This window comes from Pantoea sp. (genome assembly GCF_028283705.1).
Classification (GTDB): Bacteria; Pseudomonadota; Gammaproteobacteria; order Enterobacterales; family Enterobacteriaceae; genus Pantoea.
The window spans coordinates 82,652-96,518 of the sequence record NZ_JAPWKD010000012.1; the positions used below are offsets into that span (position 1 = coordinate 82,652).

General features: G+C 52.5%; 15 protein-coding genes and 1 pseudogene. 6 read left to right on the forward strand and 10 right to left on the reverse strand.

Translation table 11 applies throughout. The features are described from left to right. Nucleotides 1-74: 74 nt before the first annotated feature. The 4 genes from manX to PW844_RS10895 all read left to right on the forward strand — a co-directional run bounded on the left by manX (nt 75) and on the right by PW844_RS10895 (nt 3,305). Nucleotides 75-1,037, forward strand: coding sequence for a PTS mannose transporter subunit IIAB (gene manX / locus PW844_RS10880; protein ID WP_299451315.1), 963 nt, complete (start codon nt 75-77; stop codon nt 1,035-1,037). Between the two features lie 61 nt (nt 1,038-1,098). Next, nucleotides 1,099-1,899, forward strand: coding sequence for a PTS mannose/fructose/sorbose transporter subunit IIC (locus tag PW844_RS10885; RefSeq protein WP_084875295.1), 801 nt, complete (start codon nt 1,099-1,101; stop codon nt 1,897-1,899). 15 nt (nt 1,900-1,914) lie between these two features. Next, nucleotides 1,915-2,760, forward strand: a complete 846-nt coding sequence (locus PW844_RS10890) for a PTS mannose transporter subunit IID (RefSeq protein WP_013509404.1) — start codon at nt 1,915-1,917, stop codon at nt 2,758-2,760. 86 nt (nt 2,761-2,846) lie between these two features. Next, the gene (locus PW844_RS10895; RefSeq protein WP_299451322.1) at nt 2,847-3,305 is read left to right on the forward strand and encodes a DUF986 family protein; all 459 of its coding nucleotides are present in this window, start codon (nt 2,847-2,849) and stop codon (nt 3,303-3,305) included. Here the strand turns inward: PW844_RS10895 and rlmA are convergent. The 5 genes and pseudogenes from rlmA to PW844_RS10920 all read right to left on the reverse strand — a co-directional run bounded on the left by rlmA (nt 3,302) and on the right by PW844_RS10920 (nt 6,444). Beyond that, nucleotides 3,302-4,108, reverse strand: a complete 807-nt coding sequence (rlmA, locus tag PW844_RS10900; protein WP_299451325.1) for a 23S rRNA (guanine(745)-N(1))-methyltransferase — start codon at nt 4,106-4,108, stop codon at nt 3,302-3,304. The genes PW844_RS10895 and rlmA overlap by 4 nt on opposite strands. Before the next feature lie 139 nt (nt 4,109-4,247). Beyond that, entirely contained in the window at nt 4,248-4,457 is a 210-nt protein-coding gene (gene cspE / locus PW844_RS10905; protein ID WP_001062678.1) for a transcription antiterminator/RNA stability regulator CspE, read from the reverse strand. An 86-nt stretch (nt 4,458-4,543) separates the two neighbouring features. Next, nucleotides 4,544-4,616 (reverse strand): annotated as a pseudogene (locus tag PW844_RS29430) (DUF2627 domain-containing protein); the annotation flags it as partial. Nucleotides 4,617-5,145: 529 nt separating this feature from the next. Further along, entirely contained in the window at nt 5,146-6,156 is a 1,011-nt protein-coding gene (locus tag PW844_RS10915; protein ID WP_299451529.1) for an MBL fold metallo-hydrolase, read from the reverse strand. 18 nt (nt 6,157-6,174) lie between these two features. Beyond that, nucleotides 6,175-6,444 (reverse strand): YebO family protein, encoded by a 270-nt coding sequence (locus PW844_RS10920; protein ID WP_208715350.1) that lies wholly within the window; start codon nt 6,442-6,444, stop codon nt 6,175-6,177. A gap of 219 nt (nt 6,445-6,663) precedes the next feature. On the opposite strand from PW844_RS10920, the gene PW844_RS10925 reads away from it, so the two are divergent. Further along, nucleotides 6,664-6,900: a YobH family protein gene (locus tag PW844_RS10925; RefSeq protein ID WP_299451530.1), complete on the forward strand. Its 237-nt coding sequence runs from the start codon at nt 6,664-6,666 to the stop codon at nt 6,898-6,900. Nucleotides 6,901-6,942: 42 nt separating this feature from the next. Here the strand turns inward: PW844_RS10925 and kdgR are convergent, their stop codons facing one another. Next, nucleotides 6,943-7,734, reverse strand: coding sequence for a DNA-binding transcriptional regulator KdgR (gene kdgR, locus PW844_RS10930; protein ID WP_299451532.1), 792 nt, complete (start codon nt 7,732-7,734; stop codon nt 6,943-6,945). Nucleotides 7,735-7,924: 190 nt separating this feature from the next. On the opposite strand from kdgR, the gene PW844_RS10935 reads away from it, so the two are divergent. Further along, on the forward strand, nt 7,925-9,286 hold the full coding sequence (locus PW844_RS10935; RefSeq protein ID WP_299451534.1) for an MFS transporter: 1,362 nt from the start codon (nt 7,925-7,927) through the stop codon (nt 9,284-9,286). A 63-nt stretch (nt 9,287-9,349) separates the two neighbouring features. Here the strand turns inward: PW844_RS10935 and htpX are convergent, their stop codons facing one another. The 4 genes from htpX to PW844_RS10955 form a co-directional block, all read right to left on the reverse strand. Then, nucleotides 9,350-10,231: a protease HtpX gene (gene htpX / locus PW844_RS10940; RefSeq protein WP_299451535.1), complete on the reverse strand. Its 882-nt coding sequence runs from the start codon at nt 10,229-10,231 to the stop codon at nt 9,350-9,352. 211 nt (nt 10,232-10,442) lie between these two features. Continuing rightward, the gene (prc, locus tag PW844_RS10945; RefSeq protein WP_299451537.1) at nt 10,443-12,482 is read right to left on the reverse strand and encodes a carboxy terminal-processing peptidase; all 2,040 of its coding nucleotides are present in this window, start codon (nt 12,480-12,482) and stop codon (nt 10,443-10,445) included. A gap of 19 nt (nt 12,483-12,501) precedes the next feature. Further along, the gene (proQ, locus tag PW844_RS10950; RefSeq protein WP_084875314.1) at nt 12,502-13,182 is read right to left on the reverse strand and encodes an RNA chaperone ProQ; all 681 of its coding nucleotides are present in this window, start codon (nt 13,180-13,182) and stop codon (nt 12,502-12,504) included. Between the two features lie 96 nt (nt 13,183-13,278). Then, nucleotides 13,279-13,779, reverse strand: coding sequence for a GAF domain-containing protein (locus tag PW844_RS10955; protein ID WP_084875316.1), 501 nt, complete (start codon nt 13,777-13,779; stop codon nt 13,279-13,281). Nucleotides 13,780-13,867 lie beyond the last annotated feature (88 nt).

Here is a 13,867-nt window from a genome sequence, read left to right on the forward strand (position 1 = left end):
CATGAATCAACAACGGTAATTTTCATCGATTCCCGGCGAAGCCAGAGAATCTCTCATGCGAACGGAGGTAGCAAGTGACCATTGCTATTGTAATTGGTACACATGGCTGGGCGGCAGAACAACTGCTAAAAACAGCAGAAATGCTGTTGGGTGAGCAGGAAAATGTCGGATGGATTGATTTCGTTCCCGGCGAAAATGCAGAAACGCTAATAGAAAAGTATCAGGCGCGACTGGCCAATATGGACACCTCAAAAGGTGTACTGTTCCTGGTCGACACCTGGGGTGGCAGTCCCTTCAACGCGGCAAGCCGCATCGTGGTTGATAAACCGGATCATGATGTCATCGCCGGGGTCAACATTCCGATGCTGGTGGAAACACTGATGGGACGGGATGACAATCCCTCACTGGAGGAGTTAATTCACATCGCGGTCGAAGCCGGCCGTGAAGGCGTGAAGGCGCTAAAAACTGAAACGGCAGAACCCGCTCCTGCTGCACCGGCTGCCAAAGCCGCTCCGCAGCCGCAGAAACCGCTGGCTCCTGGCGAGCACATGAAGATTGGTCTGGCGCGTATTGATGACCGTCTGATTCATGGCCAGGTCGCCACCCGCTGGACCAAAGAAACCAACGTCACACGCATCATTGTCGTCAGCGATGAAGTTGCCAACGACCATGTGCGTAAAACACTGCTCACCCAGGTCGCCCCTCCCGGTGTCACCGCGCATGTGGTGGATGTCGACAAAATGATTCGCGTCTGGAACAACCCGAAATATGGCCGCGATCGCGTCATGCTGTTGTTCACCAACCCTACCGATGTCGAACGTATTGTTGAACAGGGCGTGGATATCAAATCGGTCAATATCGGCGGGATGGCGTTCCGTCAGGGCAAAACTCAGGTTAACAACGCGGTCTCTGTCGATGAAAAGGATATTGCCGCCTTCCGTAAACTCAATGACCGGGGTATTGAACTGGAAGTGCGCAAAGTTTCTAACGACCCGAAACTGAAAATGATGGACCTGATTGCGAAGGTAAATCCGTAATTCGCCATCTGCGCCTGCGTACGTGGGCGAAAATTCGTGACCTTTGCTTAGGAGAAATGCAATGGAGATAACCTCGCTACAAATCGTTTTGATATTTATTGTGGCCTGTATCGCCGGGATGGGTTCGATTCTTGATGAGTTCCAGTTCCACCGTCCGTTGGTGGCCTGTACCCTGATTGGTGCGGTGCTCGGCGATATGAAAACCGGCATCATAATCGGTGGTACGCTGGAAATGATTGCACTCGGCTGGATGAACATCGGTGCCGCCGTGGCCCCCGATGCCGCCCTCGCCTCCATCATCTCAACCATTCTGGTTATTGCCGGTGGTCAGAGCGTCGGTGCAGGTATCGCGCTGGCGATTCCGCTGGCGGCAGCTGGCCAGGTGCTGACCATTATCGTTCGTACTATCACCGTAGCCTTCCAGCACGCTGCCGATAAAGCGGCCGAGAAAGGTAACCTGTCGGCGATTTCATGGATTCACGTTTCCGCTCTGCTGTTGCAGGCAATGCGTATCGCGATTCCAGCGTTAATCGTCGCCATTTCCGTCGGCACCAGTGCGGTACACACCTTGCTGAGTTCGATTCCGGAAGTGGTCACCAATGGCCTCAACATCGCCGGTGGCATGATTGTGGTGGTTGGTTATGCGATGGTGATCAACATGATGCGCGCTGGCTACCTGATGCCGTTCTTCTACCTCGGCTTCGTTACTGCCGCCTTCACCAACTTCAACCTGGTGGCACTGGGCGTGATTGGTGTGGTAATGGCAGTGCTGTATATCCAGCTGGCACCGAAATATAACCGTGTTGCCGGTGCTGCTGCGGCCGGTCCTGCGCAAAACGACCTCGACAACGAACTCGATTAAGGAACAGGTGACATCATGGTTGATACAACTCAGTCTCAAAAGAAACTCACCCCCGGCGATGTCCGTGGTGTGTTCCTGCGCTCCAACCTGTTTCAGGGTTCGTGGAACTTTGAACGTATGCAGGCGCTGGGCTTCTGCTTCTCAATGGTGCCGGTAATTCGTCGTCTTTATCCGGAAAACAATGATGACCGTAAACAGGCCATCAAGCGCCACCTGGAGTTCTTCAATACCCACCCGTTTGTGGCCGCACCGGTACTCGGTGTCACCATGGCGATGGAAGAGCAACGTGCCAATGGTGCAGCGATTGATGATGGTGCGATAAACGGTATTAAAGTTGGCCTGATGGGTCCGCTGGCCGGTGTTGGTGACCCGATTTTCTGGGGTACGGTACGTCCGGTGTTTGCGGCGTTAGGTGCCGGGATCGCCATGAGCGGTAGCCTGCTTGGCCCATTGTTGTTTTTCCTCTTGTTCAATATCGCGCGTCTGCTTACCCGTTATTACGGTGTGGCTTACGGTTATCGTAAAGGGGTGGATATCGTTAGCGATATGGGTGGCGGCTTCCTGCAAAAACTGACGGAAGGGGCGTCCATCCTCGGCCTGTTTGTCATGGGGGCGTTGGTAAACAAGTGGACACATGTCAATGTGCCGCTGGTGGTATCACGCATCACTGACCAGACCGGTAAAACCACCGTCACTACGGTTCAGTCGATTCTTGATCAGCTGATGCCGGGTCTGATCCCACTGCTGTTAACCTTTGGTTGTATGTGGCTGTTGCGCCGTAAAGTTAACGCCCTGTGGATTATCGTCGGCTTCTTTGCGATTGGTATTTTCGGTTACTGGATCGGTTTGCTCGGCCTGTAAAAGACTTAGCCGGGAGCATGTCTCCCGGCTGCTTATTGACGTTACCTGAGCGCCAACGTTCAGGTAACTTCTGTTAAGGAATCATCATGTCACTGACTGACGCCCTGATTGTCCTGTTGGTTGCGGGCCTGCTGTTGTTCGCCATCTACGATGAAGCCATTCTGCCGCGCCGTAATGGTCCAACCAAATTGCGGGTGGCGCTGCGCCGCCGCCATAAAATCGATAGCGCTATCTTTATCGTGCTGCTAATGATTCTGCTGTGGAATAACGTCAGCCATCAGGGGCCGCAACTGACCACCACCCTGCTGATGGTGTTGAGCTTTATGGCAGTCTGGCTGTTCTGGCTGCGCAGTCCGAAACTGTTGATGAAAAACGACGGTCTGTTCTTCGCTGGCGTATGGATTGATTATCGCCGCATCCAAAGTATGAACCTGTCCGAAGATGGCATCCTGGTGATGCAGCTGGAGCAGCGGCGTCTGCTGATTGCGGTGAAACAACTCGACGATTTAGAACGTATCTACAACACGCTGGTGGAAGCACGTTAATCGCGCTGCCAGAGCGTCAGGGTGAAATCCGCGTCACAACTGAACTCAGTCGCCTCTGCCAGGGTTTGCCACACGTCTTCACGTGCACGCCAGGCGAAAGGTGTCATTTGCAGCAAGGTGGTTGCCGCTTTACCGCTCAATGTCATGGTATAAGCCAGGTTTTGCTGTTCAACCTGATGAAAACCGGCATACGCCTTCTCCTCCGCCACATGCAGCTGCACTTCGCGATAAATTAACGCTTTAAATTGCTGCAAATGATGCGGACCAGGGGTCACCGTCAGCAGATACCCGCCCTGTTTTACCACCCGGCTTAGTTCATCTTCATTACAGGGGGCATAGATGCGCACAACCGCATCCAGTGAAGCATCGGCGAATGGCAGTCGTTGGCTTGAAGCCACGCAAAACTTTACTGAGCGATAACGCTTCGCCGCCATGCGAATGGCTGCCTTCGCCACGTCAAGACCACAGACCTGCGCTGACGGCAGCGCAGCAGCCATTGCTGCGGTGTAATAGCCCTCACCACAGCCAATATCGAGCAGTTGCGCTGAGGCACCCTGCAGACGCTGCGCCAGCCATGAGGCCAGGTGATCGCGCAGTGGCTGATAATATCCGGCATCGAGAAACTCGCGTCTTGCCAGCAACATTTCCGGGCTATCTCCCGGCTGACGGGAGCCTTTATGCTGAACCGGTAACAGATTGACGTACCCTTCTTTGGCCTGATCGAACTGATGTCCGGCATCACAGCGATAGCTGGTGACCTGCAACAGAAGTGGCTGGTGACAAAGCGGGCAAATCAAAGACATAGATAACTCCGGGTTAGCGATTCGCGGCGCAGTGTAACCTGGTCATCTGGTAACAGAAAGGATAAAGAAAAGCCCCGGTCAGTGACCGGGGCTTTAAGATTCGTTTCAGCGGTGCATGGCACCCAGCCTGGCGACGAAATCAGATAGCAGTGACGTTAACTGCTGCAGGGCCTTTCTGGCCATCCTGGATTTCGAATTCAACGTTTTGGCCTTCGGCCAGAGTTTTAAAACCATTACCCTGGATTGCAGAGAAGTGTACGAACACATCTTTGCTACCGTCAGCAGGGGTGATAAAACCAAAACCTTTAGACTCGTTGAACCACTTAACCTGACCTTTAATTTTTGCCATTTTTGCAAATTCCTTAGAGTGTTTATATTGCCCGGAGGCAGACTTACAGAGAAACCAGAGACGTTACTGCATGAGGCACTAATTTAAGGTTTCGGCAAGGAAGCGGTATTCAACGTCAACGTCTTTACTCGTAACTTCTTTACTGAAGATGCCATACATAAACAGAACTGTACCTCGTTTAACCCACGAATCGTTATCACATATCCGCAAATTAATGGCAAGCCATTTTTAAAAGGTCATCGACTTGCCGCACATAATTGCTAGCCAGGGCACACGCTTTGCCTGTTTCGCTTCCGCCGTCGTTTGCCGATACTGCACAAAAAAAGGTTATTGATCAGTATCATTACAACCAAAAATTGTTATAGTCGAATTAGGGGGAACTGTCCAATTCACCACTATTTAAACAGATAAACATACGCAAAAAATATTGCAAAAATATGGCATGGATAATGTAATCCACCAAAATGTTAACGTCTGACGCAACATATGTGCATAGTTCAAATCCTGTACAATAGTTTTTATTCAGTACAGCTTATTAATAGTTTTGCACCAAAATCAGGAAAATATAAACGTGCCTGCCCCAAATATATGCACAAATTTGATTTGGCATTTATCTCATTTTTTTCTAACGTCACAACAATTAAATGTTAAAAAAACGCACCAGCTGGCGGAATTTAACAAAATGAGCTTAGGACAAATCTGAATCGATATTCGGCGAACTGCGGCTCTCACCTATTCTCCACGGCGAAAAATCGGTTCCCGTCTCTCCTGCAGTGCGCAGTGCCTGTACCAGCACTGCGGGGGGTTCATCCAGCGATTCATCTGCCAGTTCAAACACTCCCCAGTGAATGGGGATGGTTACCGGCCTGCCGATTTGCTGCCACAATTGCACCGCCTGGTCCGGGTCCATATGCTGACCGCGCATGAACCATTTTGGTGCGTAAGCGCCGATCGGCAAGGCGGCAAGGTTAAATGGCCCCAGCTTCTGGGCGATGGTCGTGAGATTCTCACTGTAACCACTGTCACCCGAAAACCAGAAATTTAACGTGGTATTCCTGACCACCCAGCCACACCACAGGGAACGGTTACGGTCAAAGAAAGAACGCATACTCCAGTGACGTGCAGGTACCGCAGTAAAGTGGATACCGGCCAGCTCAATGCTCTGCCACCAGTCCAGCTGAGTCACGTGACGCACTCCCCGACGACGACACCAATCTCCCATACCGAGCGGTACCAGAAAATGCGCCTGCGGAAATTGTCGCGCGATACGCTTCACCGTCGGGCGATCCAGATGATCATAATGATTGTGCGAGATCAGCACGTAGTCGAGATGGGGTAACTGAGCAACGCTAAGCGGTGCCGGGGTTTTACGTTGTGGACCTACAAACGGCAGCGGTGACGCGCGTTGCGACAGGGCCGGGTCAATCAGCAGGTAACGTTGATTAACACGCAGCAGTAAAGCGGCATGGCCCAGCCACCAGATGCGATCATCATCACCACTTAAATCAGCCGGCTGGCACCAGTCACTGATAAATGCCGGATAGCCCGCCTGCGGTGGCAGAGGTAGCCCCTGCTCTTTGCGCTCACGCCGCCAGCGTTGCAAATCCCCGGGATGCCGTAACTCCTCTTCCGGGTTACGGAAGCCCTGCGGCGTGTGGTGCATTTTTGCCGCATCGTACCAGGGATTTTGCCAGGCCATTACCTCTCCACTCGATGATCAACGTTCCGGGATTAAGCGAATAAAATCGCGCTTTTCACTTTCTTCTTCGCTTTTTGTTGCAGTGTCTGGCTGTGCGTCGGCCAGACGGCGCAGTAGCGCATTTTGTTTCTTTTGTTCTTCCAGTAGCGCTTCCAGCAATTGAATCTGTTCGCTGGCCCGCACGCTGGCCCGGTTAACAAAGAACCAGGCGATAAAGGCCACAACGATAATGATGGCCAGTACGCCATAGCTGAACAGCGGACTGGAATTTGCGGCTAACTCATTCATAACTGCCTCAGATTACTGATTAATGTCAAATACTCACTCAGCTGCTGATTCTACGCCTTGCGGCGGCAAAAGATAATGGGCACGAACGGAAAGCAGAATTTCCTGTGCGCCATCTTTCAGTTATCTCTGATCGATCTGGCGAGGAAAGCGAGGCATGCTGCTACTATAGAGATGGCAGCAACATCTGGACAGCTGCGTTATGTATCACATGGAGACAAAATGAAACTATTCATCCGAGCGATAGTGGTCATCGCCGTTATCTGGTTGGCAATGTTATTTACGGGTTATGGCGTGTTAACCGGCAGCAATAAAAACGCGGCCGGACTCGGCCTGCAATGCAGCTACCTGACTGCACGTGGCATGATCACTGCACAGTATCTGCATACCGATAGCGGTATTGTCGGCGTGACAGACTGCCCGCTGCTGAAAAAGAGCGGTGACGTGGTCGATAACTGATCAGTAAACGGGCTGGTAACGCAGCCCGTTTATCGCATCGGTTTAAAAAGGATAGTAGTGATAGCCCATTTGCTCAGAGACAGCACGTGCGGCACGATGCAGCATGGCAACATATTCGTTTTTGCCTTCTTCCGAGAAACGAATCGTCGGGAATGAGATGCTCAGACCGGCAATGACGACGCCAAAGCGGTCAAACACCGGCACCGCAATGCAACGCAACCCCTCTTCCTGCTCCTCGTTATCTTCACCAAAGCCCTGTACCTTCACCTGGTCGAGCACCTTCAGTAACGCCTCAGCGCTGACGATAGTATTGGCGGTGCTGCGACGAAATTCCACTTCACGCAGAATCTCCTGCACCTCGCTACGATCGCGCCACGCCAGCAAGACTTTGCCAATTGCCGTGGTGTGCAGCGGATTACGGCGTCCAATCCGCGAATACATGCGCAGGTTGTAGAGCGAATCAATTTTGTGAATATAAACGATGCTGTCTTCTTCCAGCGCCCCGAGATGGATGGTCTCTTTGGTCAGACGTGACAGCTCACGCATCTGCACATCGGCGCTGCGAATCAGGTCAACATTTTGCAGCGCCTTGGCACCCAGCTCGAATAACTTGAGCGTCAGCGAGTATTTTTCCGTTTCACCTTCCTGTGCCACATAGCCCAGCGACTTCATAGTCTGTAAAAAGCGATAGACGGTGCTTTTTGACATCATCACGCGCTGAGACAGCTCGGTAATGCCATGATCGCGCTCTTCCCCCAGCGCCTGCAAAATACCAAACACCTTCATCACCGAAGAAACGGAATCGGGCTGTTTATCGTTATCAGCGTTCGCCATCGCGTATCCTTTTTTGAGGTTGTTTCAAAAAAAACGGAACAGAAGTGCCAGTATATGCGTTTCAGGCCACAGGCGGCAATGCACAGCACTAAGCGACACATTCACAGATACTTTTTGTCATGCAATACGATGCTTTCCGGCACAGAATTGATTAGCATGATGATATTCACTTACTTCACTTATTCCTTCTATGTCCGCAACCTCACTTCAGGATGGTTTACCCGTTCCACAACGTTATGGCGCAATTATTACTATTGCGCTGGGCATTATGATGGCGGTGCTGGATGGCGCGATTGCTAACGTCGCCTTGCCCACCATCTCACGCGAATTAAACGCCAGTCCGGCTGAATCGATATGGATTGTGAACGCCTATCAAATCGCCATCGTTATCTCGCTGCTTTCGCTGTCGTTTCTCGGTGACATGCTCGGTTATCGCCGCGTCTATCAGGCTGGCCTGGCACTGTTTATCGCGACATCGCTATTCTGTGCGCTGTCGTCGTCACTGAATATGCTCACCCTTGCCCGTGTACTCCAGGGATTCGGTGGCGCGGCGCTGATGAGCGTTAACACCGCACTGATACGCATTATCTATCCACAGCGCTTTCTTGGGCGCGGCATGGCGATCAACTCGTTGATCGTGGCAGTGTCCACCGCCGCAGGTCCGACGGTAGCAGCTGCTATTTTGTCAGTTGCCAGCTGGAAATGGCTGTTCCTGATTAACGTACCGCTGGGGATTATTGCTCTGTGGCTGGCGCTGCGTTTCCTGCCGGATAACCAGCAGAAAGCGAAGCAACAGAAGTTTGACGTGGCCAGTGCCATTATGAACGCGCTGTTCTTTGGCCTGTTGATCTCGGCGCTGAGTGGTTTTGCCCAGGGCCAAAATCACTGGCTGACACTGGGTGAAGTCGTGGCGCTGCTGTTGGTCGGCGTGGTGTTTATTCGTCGCCAGTTAGCGATGCCGGTACCGCTGCTGCCGGTGGATCTGCTGCGCATTCCCATCTTCACCCTCTCTCTCGGCACCTCTATCTGTTCATTCTGCGCCCAGATGCTGGCAATGGTTTCACTGCCCTTCTTCCTGCAAAACGTGCTGGGACGTGATGAAGTGTCCACCGGCCTGCTGTTGACTCCCTGGCCGCTGGCAACGATGGTAATGGCCCCGATCGCCGGTCGTCTGATTGAGAAGGTGCATGCCGGTCTGCTGGGTGGACTGGGGCTGGCGATGTTTGCGGCCGGTCTGTTTCTGCTGGCCCTGCTGCCCTCGCAGCCAGCCGATGCCGATATTATCTGGCGCATGATGCTATGCGGTGCGGGTTTTGGCCTGTTCCAGTCGCCCAACAATCACACCATTATCTCCTCCGCGCCACGTAACCGCAGTGGTGGTGCCAGTGGTATGTTAGGAACTGCACGTTTGCTGGGACAAAGCAGCGGGGCTGCGCTGGTGGCATTGATGTTCAACCTGTTCAGTGAGAGCGGCACTCATGCCTCGCTGATTCTGGCCGGTGTCTTTTCAAGCGTCGCTGCGGTGGTGAGTATGGCGCGCATGACACAATAGCGTGAAACTGCCGAATCTTAAAAACTAAGGGCGCCTGCTGAGGCGCCCTTTTCGTTGTTGCTATTACTTCATATATGCACCGCTGCGTAACGCTTCGATTCGCTTATCCAGCGGCGGATGTGACATAAACAGCTCGCTGAGCGATTTACCTTTACCATTGATACAGAAGGCCATCATGCTACTCGGCTCCTGCGGTTCATAGCTGGTTTTCAAACGCTGCAACGCGGCAATCATCTTCTCACGACCGACCAGCTTCGCTGACCCCGCATCGGCATGGAACTCACGATGACGCGAGAACCACATAGTGATGATGCTGGCGAGAATGCCGAATACCAGCTCCAGCACGGTAGCTACCGCAAAGTAGACCAGCGGGTTGCCGTTACTGCTTTCTTCACCATCGCGGTTGCCCGACAGGAAACCGGAAGCCACCTGGGCAATGATACGTGAAATGAAGATCACGAAGGTGTTCACGATACCCTGAATCAGCGTCATGGTGACCATGTCGCCGTTGGCAATATGGCTGATTTCATGGGCCAGAACCGCTTCTGCTTCATCGCGACTCATGTTTTGTAACAGCCCGGTGGATACCGCCACCAGCGATGCATCACGACGTGCACCAGTCGCAAAGGCGTTGATATCGGGCGCGTGATAAATGGCAACCTGCGGCATAGCAATGCCGGCCTGCTGAGCCTGGCGGCCAACGGTGTTCATCAGCCAGCGTTCCGTTTCGTTACGGGGTTGTTCAATCACTTCACCACCGACTGAACGTAACGCCATCCATTTGGACATCAGCAGTGAAACAAACGCACCGCCAAAGCCAAACAGACCTGCCATAATCATCAGACCCTGAACACTGCTTGACTGGATTCCTGTCAGACTGAGAATCAGTCCGAAAACCAACATCACCGCCAGGTTGGTGATCAGGAAAAGAGCAATACGCATCATAAACGTTAATCTTCCTCAGTTGTGCTCGCGCTTATACGCGGATATACATCCTAGGGTCATTACGCAGCATTTCAAGCAACCTTAATCTTTAAGTGTCTAAAAAGACATAACTTTACATTCAGTAATGTCTCTGCGCCTGGCAAACATTAAGCGGATTAAGGGATAAAAAAAAGCACCGCATTAAGCGGTGCTTGTGATTTACGCCTAACGATTATTTACTGCCCGCTGCCTGCGGCTGGGATTTCTCCAGCTGCGCCAGATCATTGGCAATTTTCACCGTTTCATCCAGATACGGATCCGGCTCTTTGTAATCCTTCGGCAGATCGTCGAGGCTCTTCAGCTGCGGTTTGCCCTCGGCCTGATAACGCGCGTTGATACGTTCCAGACGTAATGCATCTTCATCATGATTCTCTTTCTCGCGCTGGACAAGATTGAGAGACACGATATTGCGTTTGTCTTTAGTCGCGTTGAAGCGCGCAATATCTTTCATGATGTACTGGAACTCGCGATCTTTGGCGATGCGATCGTTATGCTCTTTGGTCAGTTCCGGCACCAGCGGCGTGATATCACCGGTTTTGGTGTAGGTCGCCGCACTGACGCTATCCCACGGTAAGGCATTATCTTCAAACTTCTCACCGGTCTCTGCCGCTTCGACGCCGGTCGGCATCAGCAGATCCGGCGTGACGCCTTTACGCTGGGTGCTGCCGCCATTGATACGGTAGAACTTCTGAATGGTGTACTGGACAGAACCCAGTGCAGGCCATTCCGGACGCAGCATCTGATCATAGATACGGTTCAGCGAACGATACTGCTGCACGGTACCTTTACCGAAGGTCGGTTCACCGACAATCAGCGCGCGGCCATAATCCTGCATGGCGGCGGCAAAGATCTCAGACGCGGAAGCACTGAAGCGATCCACCAACACCACTAATGGGCCTTTGTAGTACACGATGCCGTCATTATCACTGTCCTGACGCACACGGCCATTGTTGTCACGCACCTGCACAACCGGGCCACTTGGAATAAACAGGCCTGAAAGCGATACCGCCTCAGTCAGTGCACCACCGCCGTTGGTACGCAGGTCAATCACGATGCTATCGACATTCTGCTTCTGCAGTTTCTGCAGCTGTACTTTCACGTCATCCGTCAGACCCACATAGAAGCCCGGGATATCCAGCACGCCGACTTTTTCTTTGCCGACGGTCTGCACCGTGCCTTTTACCGCGCGGTCTTCCAGGCGGATTTTCTCACGCGTCAGGGTCACAATGCGGGTTTTGGTCCCTTTGCCAGCAGGCAGGATTTCCAGCCGCACTTTGCTGCCTTTCGGCCCTTTGATTTTGGCTACCACATCATCGAGACGCCAGCCGATGACATCTTCCATCGGTTTACCGGGTTGAGCCACGCCGACAATACGATCGCCTACGCTGATCGATTTGCTCTTCGCCGCCGGACCACCCGCCACCATCGAATTGATTACCGTGTAATCATCATCCATCTGCAACACAGCACCAATGCCTTCCAGTGACAGACTCATCTCGGTGTTGAATTGCTCAGTGTTACGCGGTGACAGATAGTTGGTATGCGGATCGATTTCGTGTGCAAAGGCGGTCATCGCCAGCTGGAACACGTCTTCACTGTTGCTCTGCGCCAGACGACGGATAGCAAAGTTATAACGCTTGGTCAGCGTGTCACGAATCTCTTTGTCATCTTTACCGGTCAGCTTGAGGCTCAGCTCATCAAATTTGACCTTCGCATCCCACAGCGCATTTAGCTCATCGGTGCTTTTCGGCCAGGGTGATTTGCTGCGGTCAATGTCGATGGTGTCATTGCCGGTAAAGTTCATCGGGCGATTTAGCACGCTCAGCGCATACTGATAGCGCTCAAAGCGGCGTTTCTGCGCCAGATTGTATAAATCGTAAAAAACATCCAACTTGCCGCTGCGCAGTTCATCACCCAGCGTGGTCTTCTTATCGGCAAACTGCGCGATATCTGAAGCCAGCAGCACATTGTGGTTGTAATCGAGCAGATTCAGGTAGCGATCAAAAATTTTCGCAGAAAAATCCTGATTCAGGTCGAACTGACGATAATGCGAACGGGTAAAGCGCGAGGTGACGCGTTCACTGACGGTGGGATGCTGTGGTTCTTCGTGTAACTGGGGAATCTGATCTGCGCGGGTAATGTTATCCGCAGCAAAACTGGGGCCTGCCAGCAGCAGGCCCGCGATCATACCGATCTTAAAAATAGTGTTCATGCCAGGGTCAGCCTCCGTTTCAGAACTGCAAATGTTCTGCGCGCACAATCATTGCCATGCCGGAAGCGAGCTGTACCCGAACGCCATCTTTAGTAATTTCAAGAATGGTTGCGTCCATCGCACTTTTGCCTGCTTTAACTTTAATATTCTGGCCGGGTTGCAAAGTTGAGGTATCAGTGATGGGTTTAGCTCGCGGTGGGCGTGGCGCAGCGTTACGTTCAGCAGAGGCGGCACGCGGTGCCTGCGGACGCGGTTTACGCGGCGCATCACCTTCAGCGGTTTTACGCGGAGCCGGTTTGCGCGGACGACGTTCGCCCGTCTCTTCACCTGCTTCACGTTTCTTCGCTTTTTGCTGCTCGCGCTGTACCTGAACACGCGCTTTCGCTTCTTCCAGCTGTTTGCGCGCATGTTCAACATGTTGCTCATCCAGCACGCCACAGGCGTTGCCGTCGAGGTCAACACGGATGGCACCCGCTTTAATGCCGTAAAGGTAACGCCAGCTTGAGGTATAAAGACGTAAGGCCGAACGCAGTTGCGTCTTGCTCAGGCCCATATCGCCCTGAACACGCTCGACCAGATCCTGAAAGATACCGATTTTGAGCGGACGCGCTTCACCTTCGGCGCTAAAGCAGTGCGGAAAACGCTCCGCCAGAAAGGCGATCACTTCTTTACTGCTATTCAACTTAGGTTGATTTTCCATGAAATTTCCTGATTACAACGGGTTTGCCGACCAGAGCAGGCATGAACAGGCGACATTATAATGACAACATCGCCAAATGCTATGTGATCCAGTCGATTAGCTGCGCGTCAGTTGAAGAAATTTTTCAATGTCGCTGCCCGCCAGTACTTCACAAAGCCCGTCAGTAAGGGCCACCAGCCCCGCTTCATCCTCACTATCGAAGCGAGAATAAACCGTACTGTCGATGTCCAGCACACCGACTAACGTGCCATTCACTTTCAGAGGAATCACGATTTCCGCATTACTGGCGGCGTCACAGGCGATATGACCGGGGAAAGCGTGCACATCTTCCACGCGCTGCACTTTCTCTTCTGCAATCGCCGTGCCACAAACACCCTTGCCTACAGCAATACGCACACAGGCAATTTTGCCCTGGAAGGGACCCAGTACCAGCGTATTCGCTTCAGTCAGCAAATAAAAACCTGCCCAGTTGACGCCTTCCAGGCGTTCAAACAGTAACGCGCTGCAATTACCCAGCGCAGCGAGGAAAGAGGTTTCCCCCGCCAGCAGCGCACGCGCATCGCGATTTAAATCCTCGTAAAAGGCTTTTTTGTTCATTGTTTAACCATAATTCGACGCAGCGAAGCCGCGTGTGTCACTCAGTTGTTAAAATAAGCACTAATTATCCAGCGTCACAAGGTGAATC